Genomic DNA, 17972 nt, shown 5'->3' with positions numbered 1-17972 from the left:
GATTACCGGTTAACAGGGGGTGAATAGAAAGCAGAATACTTCCCGGCCCGGGTTGCTCAACCGGTTGAAGCGGCCGTGTCGGGTAAGGTGGGTCCCTTGCCCGGTCACCTGCGGATTAAAGACGTCCACCGGGATGTGGGACCAGAGTGGCCAGGAGGCCGGCCGTCGCTTTGGGCGGTATTCCAGCCGCCCCACTGCTCCATCCATGCCGCCAAAACAATGCTGTGTTCATTGACTGAAAATCTCGTCCAGAACAACTGATTATTTTTATCCCAAAATTATTGACCGTGCATGCAGGGCACCGGTATTTTACTATTTCCCACAATTCCATGATAATTTTTCCGCATTCCGCCTGTATATTTTAAGTGTGGCGCCACATAACCACAAAACATGTACTGGGGGAACGAACCACGAGATTCGCTGGTCACGCTGCAGGTGTATGGGATTGTCATGCTCATCATGCCTCATTAGATCTGCAACTTAACCGGTATTACTCAGATAATCAGCCGGTGAATGAAAGGAGAACATGACAGTGAGACCGAAACAAGGTCAACGTTTCGATATGATCCTGATAGGCATCGCCCTGCTGTCCGCTTTTTTGAATATTTTCAACATCTGGGAAGACCGGTACGCCAACGCCTATTACACGGCGGCGGTTACCAGTATGCTGCAGAGCTTTCACAATTTTTTCTACGCTTCGTTTGATCCGGCGGGATACGTCACAGTGGACAAACCGCCGGTGGCGCTCTGGGTCCAGGCGGCATCCGCCCGGATTTTCGGGGTTCACGGCTGGAGCGTAATCCTCCCGCAGGCCCTGGCCGGCGTCGGTTCTGTCTTTCTGGTATATCACCTGGTCAAGCCAACTTTTGGCAAAACAGCCGCCCGGCTGGCGGGCCTGATTACGGCCTGCACACCGATCGCTGTTGCGGTGAGCCGGACGAACAATATTGACAGCCTGCTGGTGTTTACGCTCCTTGTGGCCACCTGGATGTTGTTCCGGGCTGTTCGCAACCGGAAGCCTTCCTGGGTTCTCGGGGCCTTTGCCGTGATCGGTGTCGGTTTTAATGTAAAAATGCTTCAGGCTTACATGGTCGTGCCGGCTTTTTATGTGTTTTACCTGCTTGCCTTCAAAAGCGAGTGGAAAAAGAAAATGGCCATCCTTGCGGCGGCAACGGTGATCATGGCCGGGGTGTCCGTGTCCTGGGCGGTCGTCGTAGATATGACCCCACCGGAAAACCGGCCATACATCGGGGGCAGTAAAACGAACTCCGTACTGGAGCTTGCCTTCGGCTATAACGGGATATCTCGCCTCACCGGGGGCATGGGTCCCGGCGCAGCGCCAAACCAGCGACAAACGCCGCCGGGCCCGGGAGCCGTGCCGGTCCAGCGGCAAATACCGCAGAACGGAAACAGTGTACCCCGCCAGCAGCTTGTGCAACAGGATGGAAACAGCATGCCCGGCCCGCAGCAAGCGCCGCAGGGTGGAAACAATATGCCCGGCCCGCAGCAAGTGCCGCAGGGTGGGAGTCTCATGCCTGAAGGCTTCGGCCCGGACGCAAATGGTAGACAGGGGCCAATGCCCGGCTTTGGCGGGGGCGGGCCGCAGGGGCGAAGGGGCGGCGGTGCGTTCGGTACCGGTCAGCCGGGGCCGCTGCGGCTGTTTCAAAGTGAACTCTCCGGACAAATCAGCTGGTTGCTGCCCTTTGTAGCGTTCGCCTGCGCCGGTTTGCTGGCAGGCATTCGCCCAAGAAAGCAGCTCAGTGATAAACAAAAAGAAACCTTGTTCTGGCTGGCCTGGCTGCTCCCGGCGATGGGGTTTTTCAGCGTAGCGCGCTTCTTCCATCACTATTACCTGATCATGCTCGCCCCACCGGTTGCGGCGCTTGCAGGAGCGGGCTGGGTGGAGCTCTGGAACCAGTACCGGGACAAAGAAGGCTGGAAAAAGTGGCTCTTGCCATCGGGCCTTCTGGCTGCTACAGCTTTTGAACTGTATATGCTGCAGCCCTACCAGGAGCAAATCGGCATGGGATGGCCGGTTGGCATCGGAGCGGCGGGAATCGGGTTATCGCTTGTATTGTTCCTTGCCGCAAAGAAACAGAAGCTGTCTTCGATCGCTGCAATGGCCGGAATGCTGGTATTGCTGGTGGCGCCATTGTACTGGGCGGCCACTCCGCTTCTGTATGGCGGCAACAGCATGCTGCCGCAGGCCGGTCCCAATCAACCGGGGTTCGGTCCGGGACAGGGTATGGGGGGCGGGATAAACTCCCGTATCAATACGAAATTACTTGAATATGTAACCAGGAATAATACGGGGGAAACTTACCTTTTTGCCACTACCGATGCCAATACGGCAGCACCGTATATCATTGAAACCGGAAAAGCTGTCATGGCTATGGGCGGGTTCAGTGGCTCCGACCCCATTCTCACGGTCGAGAAATTGAAACAAATGGTGGCGGACAAAGAAGTGAAATATTTCCTGATCCCTTCGTATTCCGGTTTCGGAGCCAGAGGAGGCGGCGGCAACAACGAAGTGATGGATTGGATCCGGGCAAACAGTACGGAGGTTCCAAAAGAAGAGTGGCAATCAAACGCTCCGCAAGGTGGTCCTCCGGGAATGGGGAACGACAGGACTTTATACAAAATCAACAACTAAGCCCAAAACGTAATGAGGATGAGGTGTAATGAAAGGAAACGTCCGTTACTCCATTATCATTCCAGTTTTTAACGAAGAAGCCGTTATTCATGAAACATATCGCCGGTTAACACAGGTCATGCAATCCATCGGTGAACCGTATGAATTGTTGTTTGTCAACGATGGAAGCGAGGATCGGACGGCAGAAATAATCAAAGGATTTGCGGAAAAGGACGATTGTGTAAGCCTGCTTGATTTCTCCCGCAATTTCGGGCATCAAATAGCGATTACCGCAGGCATGGATTATGCGTGCGGGGACGCCATTGTGATTATCGACGCCGATTTGCAGGATCCGCCCGAGCTGATCCCGCTAATGATTGAGAAATGGCAAAAAGGATATGAAGTCGTCTATGCCAAGCGTTTAAAACGGAAAGGCGAGACACTGTTCAAAAAATTGACCGCATCCCTGTTTTATCGCACACTGCGCGTGTTGACAGAAGTCAACATTCCACTTGATACCGGCGACTTCCGCCTGATCGACCGGAAAGTGTGCGAAGCCATGCGCGGTATCCGGGAGAAAAACCGCTATGTCCGCGGCCTGGTCAGCTGGGTGGGCTTCCGTCAGGCGGCCGTCGAGTATGTCCGGGAGGAACGATTGGCCGGAGAAACCAAATACCCGCTGAAGAAAATGCTGCGCTTCGCGATGGATGGGATTACCTCTTTCTCCAATAAACCGTTGAAGTTGGCCACGTATCTCGGTTTTGTGATCTCGTTCGCAAGTTTTGTCTATCTGGTGATCTCTTTGGGTCAAAGATTATTCACTGCCAGTACAGTTGCCGGGTGGGCGTCGGTAATTGCCTCCCTGCTGTTACTGAATGGTGTGATCCTCATCATTTTGGGGATCCTGGGAGAGTATGTCGGCAGAATTTACGATGAAACGAAAAACCGGCCGCTATACATTCTCCGGAATAAGCAAGAAGTTGAAAATCGAAAGCCTGAAGAGGTGAGCTGGAGTGTGCAAAAATAAACACAAGGCTCTCCAGTTCCTGCGTTTTTGTACCGTAGGTTTGGGAAATACCGTAGTAGACTTTACCGCCTTTTTTCTTCTGACTCTGGGCGGGGTGCCGTACCTCCTTGCCCAGATACTCTCCTATTCATCCGGTGTAGCGAACAGTTTCTTTCTCAATAGAAAATGGACGTTCCGGGTTGCGCGCAAAGCGAGCATCCCGGAGGTTGTGAAGTTTATCATCGTGAACGGGCTTTCCCTGCTAATATCATCCGGCTTGCTTTTCATCTTGCACGATGTAACTCACCTGCAACTTTGGCTCAGTAAGTTTGCGGCCACAGGGTGCGGTATCGTTGTGAACTTTACGGGAAGTCGATTCTGGGTATTTACAGAAAACCCTGGAAAAGGCGGAGAGAATCAGGTGACAGATGCGCTGAAGGAAGTGTGTCATGACCATTCAATACTCGCACTTCCGTTTGCAGGGAGAGGTTACCATGACTGAGGAAAAAATTATCGGTATTCGGTAAAGATTATGCAACACCGGAATCCTCCTGGTGATAAGGCAGCTATTGCCCGGACTTTAAACGTTTTTACAATTTCCCATATTTCCTTGATAATTTTTCCGTATTCCACCTGTATATATGTATTTAAGTGTGGCGCCACCTAAATGCTAAATATTTACAGAAAGGGGTGTGTATGAAACAAATGAAGAACAAGTTGCATCAAGTAACATAAGGGGTTTGTTGGAAGCAATCTACGGATCATGCCGGAAGGAAAACCACCCCGGAATAACGGTGGCGGCGCGACGGAAGAGGACCGCCCCACCCCCGCTTCGCAAGCTACATAATTGACCGGTTCTCCTGGCCGGGGGTAAATGTTCGGGACGGGGATTATTCTTGGACCTGCAGAGCTGTTTTTTGCCGGCGGGGCGCGCCCCGGATTGGTGGGTGGAAGCTTGCCAGATAATGCCTGACCGACGGTCAGGGGGGAGCGTTCTGGCCCGGCTTTTGATATAATACGTGGTATAATACAGAAAAAGAGAGGGGGGGCTGGCGCTTGTACCGTGTATACCTGGTTGAAGACGAAGTAAACTTGAGTAAAATACTGGTTTCCTACCTGGAAAAAGAGGGCTGGGAAGTGCGGTCCTTCTATGACGGGCAATCGGCCCTGCAGGCCATGGGAGAGCGTCCCCACCTGTGGATACTGGACATCATGCTTCCCGATATCGACGGGTACCAGCTCCTGCGCAGCATCAAAGAGGTGTCGCCGGACGTCCCGATTATCTATATATCGGCCCGGGATGCCGATCTGGATCGAATTATAGGGCTGGAGATGGGAAGTGACGACTACCTGGCAAAACCTTTTTCGCCCCGGGAACTGGTTATCCGCGTTCACCGGCTCCTGGAACGGGTTTACAAATCAACGCCGGGAAGTTCCCTGTTCAACCTGTATCCCTATGTTCTGGATGAAGACAGGCGGATGGTTCTTAGGGGGCAGGAAATGATTGAATTAACATCCAAGGAATTTGACCTGCTGCTATTTTTTGCCAGGAGAAAGGGGCAGGCCCTTTCAAGGGATCAGATTATCAACCACGTTTGGGGCGTGGATCACGTCGGCAGCGACCGGTCCGTAGACGATCTGGTGCGGCGTCTGCGGAAAAAAATGCCGGACCTCCGCATTGAAACCATATATGGTTTTGGATACAGGATGACGGTTTAATGTGTGATCCCGGACCAGGGCACCGGATATAATCCCCACTCCGATACCAGTGACCAAGATCGGCCTGAACCAGAAAACCAGGATGGCCCGGCAAACCGAACCGGACGCTTGTGGATGCGTTTGCACACGGGAAAATATGCCGGCCTGTCTACCATTATTTGCGATTTCACGGCACTGGCATTGATTATTACTACATCGACCGGGTTCTATATGTATTTTTGCCTTTTATTCAAAAGAAAGCAACTTTAATCAATTTCCAATGTTTTGCGTGGTTTGCGAGGAGGGCCGTTCCTTGACCTGTACTGTTTTTACGCCGGTACCGGCATTCTGCGACTTCTGCTTCTGTTCAGGGATGATAACCCGATGAAAAAAATCTCGCTGACGGTAAAAATGTGGCTGGCCCTTTCGCTGGTCAGCCTGCTGGTGTATGTGATTGTCATACTAATCATGCCCTTTCTGATCCGCAACTTTTTTACAGCCAGCATGATGGGGCCTCAGCCACCGCCGGAAAAACCGCCTGAAAAAAGTGCCGGGGGGGGAATGATGCCCCCCGGACCACCGCCCGGACCCCCTGTTCTGGGCAGGCCGGACTTCCGGATTCGTGATTTTATAGTTTTAGCTGACGGGACAACCATACCCGCAGAGGCCAAACAAATGTTTTCATCTGCGTTTATCCAGGAAATCCTGCAAAACGCAATGTCCCAGAAGACATCCACCAATCTTTATGAATATAACGGTGGCCAGGAAAAGATGCGCTATGTCATAAGAAAAGAGGAGGCCTACGGGCGCCCCCTCTATCAGGTTGCCCTTATAAGAAAATCGGAAGAGGACAGGTTTATAAAATCATTATTGTTTAACTTTATGGTATTCACCGGTATCGCCTTGATAATCAGCTGGTTTGCTTCCCTTTTTATTGCCCGTTACCTGACCCGGCCGCTGCTTCAAATGGAAAAGCATGTTAAGCGAATTGCCGGCCGCAACTGGCATGAACCCCTGGATGTGAAGCGTGGCGATGAAATTGGACGGCTGGCCCGCTCCATCGAGATTATGCGCCGGCAGCTTGTTCGCCAGGACGAGATGCAGCAATCGATGTTGCAAAATATCTCCCACGAGTTGAAAACGCCCGTCATGGTAATCCGCAGCTATGCCCAGGCCATCCAGGACGGGGTCTACCCCAAAGGCGATCTGGACGGCAGCATCCAGGTGATCGACGAGGAAGGTGCGCGCCTGGAAAAACTGGTCAAGCAGTTGCTTTACCTGACACGGCTTGATTACCTGGCGACCAGGGATCAGGTTCAAAAAGAGGTGAAATTGGACAGATTGGTTGAAAATGTAGTTCAGCGCCTGTGCCCGCAACGGCCGGAAATAGCATGCCTGCTGGATTTAAAGCCGGTGAGTATTTCAGGGAATGAAGAAGTCCTCCGGGTGATGATTGAGAACCTGCTGGAAAATCACCTTCGTTATGCGCTTTCTCGCCTTGAGATCAGCCTCGGGCTAAGCGATGAAAAAAGGGAGATAGTCCTCTGTTTCTGGAATGACGGTTCCAGGATTGAGCCCCACATCCTCGACCAGCTGTTCCAGCCTTTCCATAAGGGCCGGGAGGGCAAATTCGGGCTTGGGTTGACTATAGTGCAGCGGATCGTAAAAATGTACCGGGGAGCGATCAACCTGAAAAATGAGAGGGGCGGTGTATCTTCGACGGTTAAAATCCCATCAGGGGACGTTATTTAAACCGGTTGCCAACTGGAATACGAGGAGTTTCCGTTACGGAGAGAACAAGAGAGATTGGCCTGCGCATGGCCGTGGGGGCCACCGAAGGCAATATCCGTAACCAGTTCCTGGTAGAAGCCCTGATTCTCTGCTTGATAGGGGGAGTTGTGGGAATTATCGTTGGAATCACTGGCTCCAGGATTATTTCAAAAGCTTTCGGATGGCCGACGTTTGTTACAGTGCCTTCCATATTGTTGTCCGCGGGTTTTTCAGCAGTGGTTGGCATTTTCTTCGGGTATTACCCTGCCAGAAAGGCGGCGGGGCTGGACCCCATCGAAGCACTCCGCTTCGAGAGATAGAAAATGTTCCGAAAATAGAGGTAAAGTTATACCTCGACTGTCCGGGAAGCAACATCTCAAGGGAGGCAATATTTTAACCGGCTGCATTTGCGCAACCGGCAGACTTCCAGATCCATTCCACCTGTACCGCCGGGGCCCCAATTTTTCGATCCGACCGCTGGCCAGGGCCTGCACCCAACGCTTACGGTCCAGCAGAAACAGGGTGATATCCCCCTTCCGGAAAATCATTTCAATGACCTGCTCCGCTTTCTTTTTTTCTTCACAAGGGGAAACTCGATATTCAATTGCCGGATTACCCGGGTTTGCATCTGGCCGAAAAAAACGGATCAGGTCCTCTTCGCTGTCGGCAAAGAGTTCTTTTATGGTGGTATCGTATTTGTCCTTTGGCAGGCCGCCGTTCATCCAGATCACCAGCATTATCGTACCAGAAAATAGTCCAGCAAATAAGATAAAAGGACTTCTTCCATATTCCGCACGAGCTTTAAAACTCAACCCCCCGCTGGGCCTTAATCCCTTTTTTATAGTGGTGCTTTATTTCCCTCATTTCCGTCACCAGGTCGGCCCGGTCGATGATTTCCGGGGGAGCGTCCCGGCCGGTGAGCACCAGGTGCAGGTGGGGCGGCTTTTTATCCAGCAGGGCCAAAACCTCCTCCATGTCGATCAGGCCGAACTTTAAGGCGTAGAGAATTTCGTCCAGGATGATCAGGTCAAAATTGCCGGCGTTTATTTCTTTGTTGGCTTCCTCCAGGGCGTGCCTGGCCGCCTCCCGGTGGTCCCCCATGGTTTTGCCGTTATCCGCCCGGGTAAACCCTTCCCCCAGCTGGCGGATTGCAAAACGGCCCCCCAGCCGTTCGGTGGCGTTCAGTTCACCGTACCGCCAGCCCCCTTTAATGAATTGCAGCACCAGCACCCGCATCCCCTGGCCCCAGGCCCGCAGGCCCATACCCAGGGCGGCGGTGGTTTTACCCTTACCGTTACCGGTAAAGACCAGGATCAACCCTTTGGTTTCGCTCATCCTTTTCCTCTCCCTATATCTTTTCTCCATTATTCCATTATAGCACTGCCCGTGGCCTTAAAACAGATTACACAAGCAATCGAAAAACGTGTCAAAGAACCGTCCCCTGACACACGGGCAGGCCAAAGAGCCGCCGGGCGTTTTCCGTGGTGGCCCGGGCCACTTCCTCCACGGGAATACCCCTTAACGCCGCTATTTCCTCCGCTACGTAACGGACGCAGGCCGGTTCATTACGCCTGCCCCGGCGGGCCTGGGGAGTTAGATAGGGACAGTCCGTCTCCACCAGCAGGCGGTCCAGGGGAACCCACGCAGCCACTTCCTTGGGCCGGCGGGCGTTGGGATAGGTTACCGGCCCGGCAAAGGAAATATAAAAACCCAGGGCCAGGCAGGCTTCGGCCATTTCCCGGCTGCCGGAAAAGCAGTGCATCACTCCCCCGGCCGGGCTTACGCCGTCTTTGCGCAGGATGTCCAGGGTATCGGCATGGGCGTCCCGGTCGTGGATGATTACCGGCAGGTTCAATTCCCGGGCCAGGGCCAGCTGTTCCCGGAAGACCCTTTGCTGCACCTCCCGGGGGCTTAAATCCCGGTAGTAGTCCAGGCCCATCTCCCCGATGGCCACCACCTCAGGCAGGCGGGCCATCTCCCGCAGCTGCTCCAGGTAATCCGCCGGCAAACCTTCCGCATCGTGGGGGTGAACACCCACCGCCGCAAAAACAAAAGAATAGTGCCGGGCCAGGTCCACCGACCGGGCCGACGAAGGCAGATCATAGGCCGCATTGATGATTTGCACCACACCCGCCTGTTGCGCCCGGACCAGCATTTGATCCCGGTCGGCGTCAAACTGCCCGTCGTCCAGGTGGGCGTGACTGTCGATCAGCTTAATCACCGGATTCCCCTTTCTGTCTGTTTGGCCCTTTCCCGCCGGGTTCGCCGGCAGGGGACCATATTTCATTTCAATTATTGGCGATGGCGAACGGGTTTTGTATTTATTTTTACCCCTTCCAAACACTGACCATGGTTCATATCTTCCGTCCAGAGGACCGGGCAGCCCGGTTCTTTTGCATTGCAGATAATCAGTGCATCCCGGATAGATATCTTATGCCGCCGGTGAATGTTAATTGATTCCAGCAAACCGGATACGCCGGGCACATGCATCTTCCACTGGGATAAATCATCAATAACCCGGGCCTCCCCACGTGAAATAGTGTACCACACACTTACTTGGGGCACAATATTCTTCTGTTTCATTTTTGCTATCAAGACCCCCATGTCGCCTGCGGCGGCACCAACAGAGGAACGAAAATGTATTTTCAGGGCAGTATTATCATATAGATAGCAACCTGACAGCAAAAGCAGGCCGAAAGTTCACGCTCTCCGAGGGGCCGGGTATCCCCACCCGCCCGGCTGGCGGGGCAGGCGGACCACGGGATCCTGGAGTCCCGCCCGAAACAGTGACCGCCGAACCGGTACGACATCCGGCAACCCAGAAGGTGTTGCACCTGATATTGCCATCATGCAATAAATGAGCTATAGTGTATATGTGTGGATTATCACCTGTTTGATTTTCACTTCGGCGATGTAGCGGTCCATATTCCAGATCCTGAATATGCTCCAGGAGAATTACACGGAGGCATAAAAGAACTGAATGCCAAAAGAACGAAAATTGACGATCTTCTTGTTGAGCGCAGAAAGTGCATCTATACCTATGATTTTGGGGATAACTGGGAGCATGAGGTTGTCCTGGAGGAAATACTGCCCGCTGAAGAAGGCCGGCATTACCCCGTGTGTATTGCCGGTGCCCGTCACAGGCCACCGGAAGATGTGGGCGGTGTTCCAGGATACGAAGAATTTCTGAAAGTTATCGGTGATCCGCAACACCCGGAGTACAACAACTATCTGGTTTGGGCCGAAAAGGATACAGGCGGCAGAAAGTTTGATCCGGAGTATTTCTACATCAACGAGGTAAACCGGGCATTGGCGAAGATAAAGTAAAAAGCAGGCGTATAACCTGCCGAAATCGGGGGAATGTAGAGCAAGGAGGGGGTTAGCCGGCGTTAACATTGTCCGGCAATATTTTAACCGGGTGCATTTGCGTAACCGGCAAACTGTTCCAGATCGAGCATGTTTTCCGCCTCCGTAAAATCATTTTTCTGCGTCGGCTTCGCACAGGTATCTATAACTATGTTTAACGATTCGCTCTAAAAGGTCTTCAACCCGTGCATTGCGGGCAGCTTTTTGCAAATAATCCATGTCGATATCCCCTTTATGCAACGCTATTAATTTTGCCGCCCATTGGGCATCGGCCGGGCTATTCCAGAACTTAGCTGCCGCGAGGCGGTCGATTATCAGATCCTCTATACCGATAATAAAAACTTCCAGTCCGTTTATATCTACCGTAACCAGTTTATCCAGAGATCCGGCCAGAAGTTCATCCGGTATCTCCAGAGCCAGGTCCAGCTCTTCATGATACCAGTGTCGTTCACCGGTTCGGCGGATAAAACCCATTTCGGCCAGGATGGCCCTGGCCTGCTCCCTACCGTTAACGACCAGATCCATGTCTTTGGTGGCATAACCGCCTAAAGTATAAAATTCCAGAGCCCGACCGCCTACCAGGATGGGTTTGATGTCCATGGATTTGAGCGCTGCCGTAAGGATGGCCAGTACATTCAGGGCCTTCTTCAAAGGATCTTTCTCATGGATTGAAGCGCGCAATTTTTTCTTTAAGCTTTCATCCATTCCACCTGTACCTCCGGGGCCCCAATTTTTCGATCCGACCGCTGGCCAGGGCCTGCTCCCAGCGTTTACGGTCCAGCAGAAACAGGGTGATATCCTTCCCGGGATCCCGGGGCCTGGAGGAAGGTAAGGTCCGTCCCTTTTTAGCTGCCCACCGGGTGTACAGCTGCAGTGACCTCCTGCGTAATTCCTGGATGTATTCATCATAGGATATTTTGCGCATTTACCATAGCCTCCGGACTTTTTTTCCTTGATTATAAATTTGGCGGGGAAAAAAGGCAAGCAATATTTTCCATTTACTGGCAAAGTCGCCCTTTTAAGTATACCCGAACCCCCCTAAAACTGCTGGCCTTTCTCTGAAACGATCCCTGCCCTTGCGGCAGCGGGAACACCAGTCATGCCGGATCACTTGCATATTTTCATATCAGCTCCACCCACGGTGGCACCTACAGATATTGAACAGATCCAGATCGTTCAAGTCCTTATGGAGGAAACCCCCTTGCTTCAAATCGACCGGTGTCGGGCTCTGAAGTAATCCCTGGGCGTACAAATAAGAACGCCCTGGATACTTTTCCCCCGGTAAGCATTAAAATGCTGTAGATCCCCTGTAATTAAATGGGTGGCGCGGGTCTGCACGGCAGCCAGAAGCACCGGTTGAACCTTTTCCGGCAATACCACCGGGCAGGGCAGTTTCCGGGAGATCAAAAAATTTTTCTCCCGGCAGAAATTTTCTGCGGTATGCCGCCTGGACCGGGGCCGGTCTTTAACCGGCCGGTCCGGGCGGGGCTTTAAGCGGGTCTTTGCCTGTTCAGCGGCCCTTTACATCAATGCGGGGGAAGAGGGCTTCGCCCCGTTTCACCTGCAGACCGGCGGGCAGGCGGCCCCAGGTGAGGGACTCCCAGGTGTGCAGATCCGGCCGGTCCGCGATGGCCAGCTGCGGCCAGATGCGGGGTGGGGTATTGGGCAGGAAGGGTGTGACCAGCACACCGATGAAGCGCACGCTCTCCGCCAGGTTGTAGAGCACCGTATGCAGCCGCTCCCGCCTTTCGGGGGACTTGTTTAAAACCCAGGGCTCGGTCTCGTCCACGTATTTATTGGCCCTCCCCACCAGTTTCCAGATGGCCGCCAGGGCGTTGGACAGCTCCCGCCGGTCCATCAGCTCCTCCACCGCCGCCGGGGTCTGTTCCGCCAGGTCAATCAATTCCCGGTCCGGCCCTTCCTCCGGCCCGGGTGCGTTTAACACGCCGCCGGCATACTTTTCGATCATGCCCAGGGTGCGGCTGACCAGGTTGCCCAGGTCGTTGGCCAGGTCGGTGTTGATGCGGTGGATCAGCGACTCCTCGGAATAATAGCCGTCGGCACCGAAGGGCAGTTCCCGCAGCAGGTAGTAGCGGATGGCATCCACGCCGTATTTATCGATGAGCACCAGGGGGTCCACCACGTTGCCCCTGGACTTGCTCATTTTGCCGCTCTCCAGCAACAGCCAGCCGTGGCCCACCACCTGCCGGGGCAGTTCGATGCCGGCGGCCATGAGGATGATGGGCCAGATGATGCTGTGGAAGCGGACGATGTCCTTGCCCACCAGGTGTACATCGGCCGGCCAGAATTTGCGGAACAGGCCGTCGTCCTCACTGCCGTAGCCCAGGGCGGAGATATAGTTGGTCAGGGCATCCACCCAGACGTAAATCACGTGTTTGGGATCAAAGGGCACCGGGATGCCCCAGTCAAAGGTGGTGCGGGAAATACATAGATCCTCCAGCCCGCTTTTGATAAAGCTGATCATTTCATTGCGCCGGGAGGTGGGCTGGATGAATTCCGGGTTTTCCTCGATATACTGGAGCAGGCGATCGGCATATTTGGACATGCGGAAGAAATAGCTCTCCTCTTCCACCAGTTCCACCGGCCGCCCACAGTCCGGGCAGTTCCCTTCCTCCAGGCGGCTTTCCGTCCAGAAGGCTTCGCAGGGGGTGCAGTACCAGCCCTGGTAGCTGGCCTTGTAGATGTCCCCCTGGTCGTACAGCTTCTGGAAAATGGCCTGCACCACCCTTTTGTGCCTTTCCTCGGTGGTGCGGATAAAATCGTCGTTGCTGATGTCCAGCCTCTTCCACAGGTGCTGGAAACCGGCCACAATTTTATCCACATATTCCCTGGGGGTCTGCCCCCTGGCCCGGGCGGTGCGCTCGATTTTCTGGCCGTGCTCGTCGGACCCGGTCAAAAACCAGACGTCGCAGCCGGTGAGACGCTTGAAGCGGGCCATGGCGTCGGCGGCCACGGTGGTATAGGCGTGGCCGATATGCAGGTTATCGCTGGGGTAGTAAATGGGCGTGGTGATGTAAAAGGTTTTACGCAAGAATTACTCCCTCCTCAAAATAATCGTCAAGTTTTCCCCCGGCAAAAGAAATTTATACAAAATAATCCAAAAACCTATTGACTTTTACTGGGACACCTGGTACCATTTACTTGTATAATATTTAGTTTTCATGTCGAACAAAGTAAAATGAAAGGGGAGGGACAGAACGTGAAATCCACGGGTATTGTCAGAAAGGTGGACGAGCTGGGCAGGGTGGTTATTCCCATTGAACTGCGCCGGACCCTAGGCATTGACGAAAAGGACGCCCTGGAAATCTACGTGGACAATGAGAAAATCATCTTGAAAAAGTATGAACCTGCCTGCGTTTTCTGCGGCAATGCCTCCGACGTACAGCATTACCGCGGCAAACTGGTCTGCCGGGAATGTGCCCTGGCCATGTTTGAAAACGCCAAGGCCATGTAATGGAATAATTTTTAAGGCCGGGGCCGGTATTGATGGGGCAATCCACCAGCCGGCCCTTTTGCTGTCCCCCGGGCCAACCCGCATGCCACTCAGCTTTCCCCCATATCCACCTTTACCATATGATTATATACCTCCCGCCGGGGCAATCCCCGCAGGCGGGCCACCTCCTTGATGGCCTCCTTTTTGGGCATTCCCCGGGCACAGAGCATATGCACGTGTTCGGCGGGGGTGAGCTTTTCCCACGGCTCCGGTCGTGCCCCACCGCCGTTACTGCCGGTCCTCCCCGCCACCACCAGGGTAAATTCCCCCTTTAACGGACGACCGCTGAAATATTCCCCGGCTCCGGACAGGGTGCCGCGCCAGAATTCTTCATGGAGCTTGGTCAGTTCCCGGGCCACGGTCACCGGCCGGTCCCCCAGCACTTCCACCATGTCGGCCAGGGTCTTTAACAAACGGTGGGGAGCTTCGTAAAAAATCATGGTCCGCTCCTCCCCCTTCAGCTTCTCCAGCCTGCGGCGGCGGGCGGGGGCAACAGCCGGTAAAAAGCCTTCGAAGCAAAAGGAAGAAGCTGGTAAGCCCGATGCCACCAGGGCGGTCAGGGCCGCGCTGGGGCCGGGACAGGGTACCACCGTGATCCCGCGGGCAATGGCTCCACTTACCAGATCCTCCCCCGGATCGGATATGCCCGGCATCCCGGCATCGGAAACCAGGGCCACATTCCGCCCGGATTGAAGCTGTTCCAGGAGATAAGCGCCCTGCTTCAGGCGATTGTGTTCGTGAAAGCTGATCAGGGGCGTATGAATATCATAGTGGGCCAGCAACTTGCGGGTATGCCGGGTATCTTCGGCGGCGATGAGATCCACTTCCCGTAACACCCGCAATACCCGCAAAGTAATATCCTCCAGGTTGCCGATGGGCGTGGCGCAAAGATACAGGGTGCCCGGTTTCACATGGAACCCTCCCGTTCCCTGCTCCAGAAGGCCTCGCAAAAAAGGCAGTCCCCCGTGCGGGTCCGGCCGAAATGCCCATGGCAGATATGAAAACCCCGGTTATAAAGATCCCGCAGCTCTTTCAGCCCCTCCCCGGCCGGGTTTTCCTCCAAAGGTTTACCGTAAAACCTGGCCAGCTCCTCCCGCAATTTATCGTTTTCCTCCGCCAGCAAACGGGCCTGTTTCTTTATTTTTTGCAGGTCATTGAGGAGCCCCTGCATCCTGGTCTCCAGTTCCCTGATCATGGCGGTGAGGGTTTGCACAGTGCTCACCTCTGGTTTTTGGGGTTACCTCCGCAAAGGGGTACTCCTTAATCAAGCGGCTTTCCTTGAGTTCCACCGTCAACGTCTTTTTAAAAATGTTTACCCCGGTGACCTTCCCTTCCCCGTCCGGGGTATCCACCCGGGCGCCAATTTCCGGGTGCTCTTCCCTGGCCTGTTCATACAGATCGTTCTCATACTTCAGACAGCACATGAGCCGGCCACAGATACCCGATATCTTGGTGGGATTTAATGACAGATTCTGGTCCTTGGCCATACGTATGGAAACCGACGCAAAATCACACAGCCAGGTACTGCAACACAACTCCCGGCCACAACAACCCAGCCCGCCCATCATCTTGGCTTCGTCCCGCACGCCAATCTGCCGCAACTCGATTCGGGTGCGGAACACCGCCGCCAGATCCCGCACCAGTTCGCGGAAATCGATGCGCCCGTCGGCGGTAAAGTAAAAGATGATCTTGTTGCCGTCAAAGGTTTGTTCCACATCCACCAGTTTCATGGGCAGTCCGTGGGCGGCAATCTTTTCCAGTCCGATTTGGAAGGCCCGTTTTTCCTTCTCCCGGTTGGCTACTATTTTTTTCCAGTCATCCTGGGTGGCCGGCCGGATCACCTTTTTCAAAGGAGCCACCACTTCTTCGTCGGGCACTTCCGTGGGCACTATGACCACCTGGCCGTGCTCTATACCCCGGGCCGTTTCCACTATAACCGTATCCCCCCTGGACAGGTTATACTCCCCGGGGTCAAAATAATAAATCTTACCTGCCTGCCTGAAACGTACTCCTACAACACGGCAGGACATTTCATTCCCTCCATTCCACACCGGGCACCTCACCCGAGGGCCGCGCCGGCGGCAACCGCCGGCGAGCCGGTTCCGGCAAGACCCAGGAATAGCATTTCCAGAGCCAGCCTGGTATTCACATTCACTGCCAGGGAGTTTCTGGTTTCCTCGATGGCTCTGATGCGGGACAGCAGCCCGCCGCGGTCGTAACGGGCGGCCTCCCGGGCAATGGCCTCCCGCCGGTCCCGGTTAATGAGCATTTCCCCGTCCCCGGTTTCCCTCCAGACCAGCAGGTCCCTGTACCACATTTGCAGTAATTCCAGGCCCGCCAGAGCCCTTTGTTTATCCTCCGCCCAGGAGGCGGCCAGGGAAAGGGCCTCACCACCGGTCGCCCGGCCCATCATAACGGCCAGTTCCAGCACCTTTTCCCTTTCCGCCCCATATCCTCCCTCCACCGCAGCCATCTGCAACGCCCGTCCCGGGCAACCGCCGGACAGCCGGGCCAGCGTTTGCGCTTCCGCCGGGGGCAGGGATAGCTCCCTGTCCAGGATGGCGGCCACCGCAGCCACGGACAGGGGGTGGAAGGTAAATACCTGACAGCGGGAAACCACCGTGGGCAATAAAGCCTGGGGACGGGCGGTGATTAAAATCAAAACCGCCCCCGGCGGAGGTTCTTCCAGGGTCTTTAGCAGGCAGTTGGCCGCCCCGGCGGTCATCAAATCCGCGTCCATCACCAGATGCACCTGGCGCTCCCCCTGATAGGGCCGGAGCACCAGCCGGCGCAGCATTTCCCGCACCTGTTCAATTTTGATGGAAGAACCATCCGGAAGAATCCGGTGCAGGTCCGGGTGGTTTTCTCCGGCCACCTGGAGGCAATCCCGGCACTGGCCACAGGCATCTCCCGACCGGGGTTGGCGGCAGAGCAGGGCGGCCGCAAAGGCCCCGGCCACGGTGGCCTTGCCCACCCCGGAGGGGCCGGCGAACAAATAGGCGTGGGCCACCCGTTCCTCCTCCACCATCCGCCGGAGGGCGGTGACAATATGTTCATGCCCGATAATCCTTTCCAGCTTCACTTTAACCTTTCCTCCACCACCCTTAATATGCGCGCGTGCAGTTCCAGGGGCGGTAAACGGCCGTCCAGGAGCAGGTAGCGCTGCGGGTCCCGGAGACGGAGCTCCAGGAAACCCCGGCGCACCCGCTGGAAAAATACCCCGCTTTCCCTTTCCAGCCGGTCCGCCCTGGCTGGCAGGCGGGCCAGGGCCTCTTCCACGGGCATGTCCAGCAACACGGTAAGGGCGGGAACCAGGGATCCGGCGGCCAGGCGGTTGATGCCGGACAATGTCGGCAGGTCCAGGCCCCGGCCGTAACCCTGGTAGGCCAGGGTGGAGTCTACAAACCGGTCGCTGATCACCACCCGGCCCGCTTCCAGGTGCGGGATGATTTTACGGGCCACATGCTCCGCCCGGGCGGCGGCGTAAAGCAGCACCTCCGCCAGGGGAGTCAATCCGGCCAGGGCCGGGTCCAGCAAAAGCCCGCGTATCCTCTCCCCGGCCGGCGTGCCCCCCGGTTCCCGGGTCACCGTTACCGCCCATCCCTTTTTTTGCAGCGATTCCGCCAGAAGTTGCACCTGGGTGGTTTTCCCCACCCCGTCCATACCTTCAAAAACAATGAAAAAACCCTTCACCCCACCACCACCCGCAGGGTTTCCAGCCCGGGATCGGCCGGACCCTGGACGGCCGATCCCAGGGTCTTGACCCATTGCAAATATTCCACCGTCTCCGGCGCAATTTCCTCCCCGGGATAAAGCAAAGGAATACCCGGCGGGGAAATGCTCACCCATTCGGCGCTAATCTCACCGGCGCACCGGTCCAAAGGAACCGGCCGGGCTGGGGCCAGCCAGGCTTCCCGGGGGCTCAGGCGTCCCACGGTGGAAGGAGGCGGCGGGGGCAGGGGAAGCGGGGTCCTGCCCGCCCGGCC

Annotated in this window: 20 protein-coding genes; 8 read left to right on the top strand and 12 right to left on the bottom strand. The window is 55.3% G+C overall.

Features of this window, described 5'->3' with window-relative positions:
• Window positions 1-532 precede the first annotated feature (532 nt).
• The 6 genes from GFC01_RS10725 to GFC01_RS10700 all read left to right on the top strand — a co-directional run bounded on the left by GFC01_RS10725 (window position 533) and on the right by GFC01_RS10700 (window position 7426).
• Window positions 533-2653 carry a glycosyltransferase family 39 protein gene (locus tag GFC01_RS10725; protein ID WP_341473908.1) on the top strand — a complete coding sequence of 707 codons (2121 nt, stop codon included), beginning with the start codon at window positions 533-535 and terminating at the stop codon, window positions 2651-2653.
• A gap of 28 nt (window positions 2654-2681) precedes the next feature.
• Entirely contained in the window at window positions 2682-3659 is a 978-nt protein-coding gene (locus GFC01_RS10720; RefSeq protein WP_152947071.1) for a glycosyltransferase family 2 protein, read from the top strand.
• Window positions 3646-4140: a GtrA family protein gene (locus GFC01_RS10715; protein WP_207707615.1), complete on the top strand. Its 495-nt coding sequence runs from the start codon at window positions 3646-3648 to the stop codon at window positions 4138-4140. The genes GFC01_RS10720 and GFC01_RS10715 overlap by 14 nt, the downstream gene beginning before the upstream one ends.
• 554 nt (window positions 4141-4694) lie before the next feature.
• A complete protein-coding gene (locus tag GFC01_RS10710; RefSeq protein WP_152947069.1) occupies window positions 4695-5357 on the top strand; it encodes a response regulator transcription factor in 663 nt (220 codons plus the stop codon).
• 363 nt (window positions 5358-5720) lie between these two features.
• On the top strand, window positions 5721-7088 hold the full coding sequence (locus GFC01_RS10705) for a sensor histidine kinase (protein WP_152947067.1): 1368 nt from the start codon (window positions 5721-5723) through the stop codon (window positions 7086-7088).
• Between the two features lie 65 nt (window positions 7089-7153).
• A complete protein-coding gene (locus GFC01_RS10700; RefSeq protein WP_243137466.1) occupies window positions 7154-7426 on the top strand; it encodes an ABC transporter permease in 273 nt (90 codons plus the stop codon).
• Here the strand turns inward: GFC01_RS10700 and GFC01_RS10695 are convergent.
• The 3 genes from GFC01_RS10695 to GFC01_RS10685 all read right to left on the bottom strand — a co-directional run bounded on the left by GFC01_RS10695 (window position 7337) and on the right by GFC01_RS10685 (window position 9327).
• Entirely contained in the window at window positions 7337-7918 is a 582-nt protein-coding gene (locus GFC01_RS10695; protein WP_152947065.1) for a hypothetical protein, read from the bottom strand. The genes GFC01_RS10700 and GFC01_RS10695 overlap by 90 nt on opposite strands.
• Window positions 7908-8441, bottom strand: coding sequence for a cob(I)yrinic acid a,c-diamide adenosyltransferase (gene cobO / locus GFC01_RS10690; protein ID WP_243137464.1), 534 nt, complete (start codon window positions 8439-8441; stop codon window positions 7908-7910). Before cobO ends, GFC01_RS10695 begins: the two co-directional genes overlap by 11 nt.
• Window positions 8442-8532: 91 nt before the next feature.
• Window positions 8533-9327 (bottom strand): TatD family hydrolase, encoded by a 795-nt coding sequence (locus GFC01_RS10685; RefSeq protein WP_341473907.1) that lies wholly within the window; start codon window positions 9325-9327, stop codon window positions 8533-8535.
• A 656-nt stretch (window positions 9328-9983) separates the two neighbouring features.
• Between GFC01_RS10685 and GFC01_RS10680 the strand changes: the two genes are divergently transcribed.
• Window positions 9984-10433, top strand: a complete 450-nt coding sequence (locus GFC01_RS10680; protein ID WP_207707614.1) for a plasmid pRiA4b ORF-3 family protein — start codon at window positions 9984-9986, stop codon at window positions 10431-10433.
• 150 nt (window positions 10434-10583) lie between these two features.
• On the opposite strand, the gene GFC01_RS10675 is transcribed toward GFC01_RS10680, so the two are convergent.
• The 3 genes from GFC01_RS10675 to metG form a co-directional block, all read right to left on the bottom strand.
• A complete protein-coding gene (locus tag GFC01_RS10675) occupies window positions 10584-11177 on the bottom strand; it encodes a DUF6036 family nucleotidyltransferase (protein WP_152947059.1) in 594 nt (197 codons plus the stop codon).
• Window positions 11170-11397: a hypothetical protein gene (locus tag GFC01_RS10670; RefSeq protein ID WP_152947057.1), complete on the bottom strand. Its 228-nt coding sequence runs from the start codon at window positions 11395-11397 to the stop codon at window positions 11170-11172. The genes GFC01_RS10675 and GFC01_RS10670 overlap by 8 nt, the downstream gene beginning before the upstream one ends.
• A gap of 585 nt (window positions 11398-11982) precedes the next feature.
• Entirely contained in the window at window positions 11983-13524 is a 1542-nt protein-coding gene (gene metG, locus GFC01_RS10665; RefSeq protein WP_152947055.1) for a methionine--tRNA ligase, read from the bottom strand.
• 168 nt (window positions 13525-13692) lie between these two features.
• Here metG and GFC01_RS10660 point away from each other — a divergent pair, with 168 nt between their 5' ends.
• Window positions 13693-13947: an AbrB/MazE/SpoVT family DNA-binding domain-containing protein gene (locus tag GFC01_RS10660; RefSeq protein WP_066666429.1), complete on the top strand. Its 255-nt coding sequence runs from the start codon at window positions 13693-13695 to the stop codon at window positions 13945-13947.
• A gap of 89 nt (window positions 13948-14036) precedes the next feature.
• On the opposite strand, the gene rsmI is transcribed toward GFC01_RS10660, so the two are convergent.
• The 6 genes from rsmI to GFC01_RS10630 all read right to left on the bottom strand — a co-directional run.
• Window positions 14037-14897, bottom strand: a complete 861-nt coding sequence (gene rsmI, locus GFC01_RS10655) for a 16S rRNA (cytidine(1402)-2'-O)-methyltransferase (protein ID WP_341473906.1) — start codon at window positions 14895-14897, stop codon at window positions 14037-14039.
• Window positions 14894-15199 carry an initiation control protein YabA gene (locus tag GFC01_RS10650; protein WP_152947051.1) on the bottom strand — a complete coding sequence of 102 codons (306 nt, stop codon included), beginning with the start codon at window positions 15197-15199 and terminating at the stop codon, window positions 14894-14896. Before GFC01_RS10650 ends, rsmI begins: the two co-directional genes overlap by 4 nt.
• Window positions 15138-16016, bottom strand: coding sequence for a PSP1 domain-containing protein (locus GFC01_RS10645; RefSeq protein WP_152947049.1), 879 nt, complete (start codon window positions 16014-16016; stop codon window positions 15138-15140). The genes GFC01_RS10650 and GFC01_RS10645 overlap by 62 nt, the downstream gene beginning before the upstream one ends.
• A gap of 29 nt (window positions 16017-16045) precedes the next feature.
• Entirely contained in the window at window positions 16046-17068 is a 1023-nt protein-coding gene (gene holB / locus GFC01_RS10640) for a DNA polymerase III subunit delta' (protein ID WP_152947047.1), read from the bottom strand.
• Window positions 17065-17679: a dTMP kinase gene (tmk, locus tag GFC01_RS10635; protein ID WP_341473905.1), complete on the bottom strand. Its 615-nt coding sequence runs from the start codon at window positions 17677-17679 to the stop codon at window positions 17065-17067. The genes holB and tmk overlap by 4 nt, the downstream gene beginning before the upstream one ends.
• Window positions 17676-17972, bottom strand: a 297-nt coding sequence (locus GFC01_RS10630; RefSeq protein WP_479723383.1) for an Orn/Lys/Arg family decarboxylase, incomplete at its 5' end; no start/stop codon positions are given. The genes tmk and GFC01_RS10630, both read right to left, overlap by 4 nt.

This window comes from Desulfofundulus thermobenzoicus (assembly GCF_009428905.1).
GTDB lineage: Bacteria > Bacillota > Desulfotomaculia > Desulfotomaculales > Desulfovirgulaceae > Desulfofundulus_A > Desulfofundulus_A thermobenzoicus.
The sequence above is the reverse complement of the archived record's forward strand: the minus strand, read 5'-3'. Positions and strand labels throughout refer to the sequence as shown.

What these genes read in the sequence shown, in the direction of transcription:
- GFC01_RS10670 (WP_152947057.1), bottom strand. Translation starts at nt 11,397, where the DNA reads ATGCGCAAAATATCCTATGATGAATACATCCAGGAATTACGCAGGAGG.
- GFC01_RS10720 (WP_152947071.1), top strand. Translation starts at nt 2,682, where the DNA reads ATGAAAGGAAACGTCCGTTACTCCATTATCATTCCAGTTTTTAACGAA.
- cobO (WP_243137464.1), bottom strand. Translation starts at nt 8,441, where the DNA reads ATGAGCGAAACCAAAGGGTTGATCCTGGTCTTTACCGGTAACGGTAAG.
- GFC01_RS10705 (WP_152947067.1), top strand. Translation starts at nt 5,721, where the DNA reads ATGAAAAAAATCTCGCTGACGGTAAAAATGTGGCTGGCCCTTTCGCTG.
- GFC01_RS10645 (WP_152947049.1), bottom strand. Translation starts at nt 16,016, where the DNA reads ATGTCCTGCCGTGTTGTAGGAGTACGTTTCAGGCAGGCAGGTAAGATT.
- GFC01_RS10675 (WP_152947059.1), bottom strand. Translation starts at nt 11,177, where the DNA reads ATGGATGAAAGCTTAAAGAAAAAATTGCGCGCTTCAATCCATGAGAAA.
- GFC01_RS10700 (WP_243137466.1), top strand. Translation starts at nt 7,154, where the DNA reads ATGGCCGTGGGGGCCACCGAAGGCAATATCCGTAACCAGTTCCTGGTA.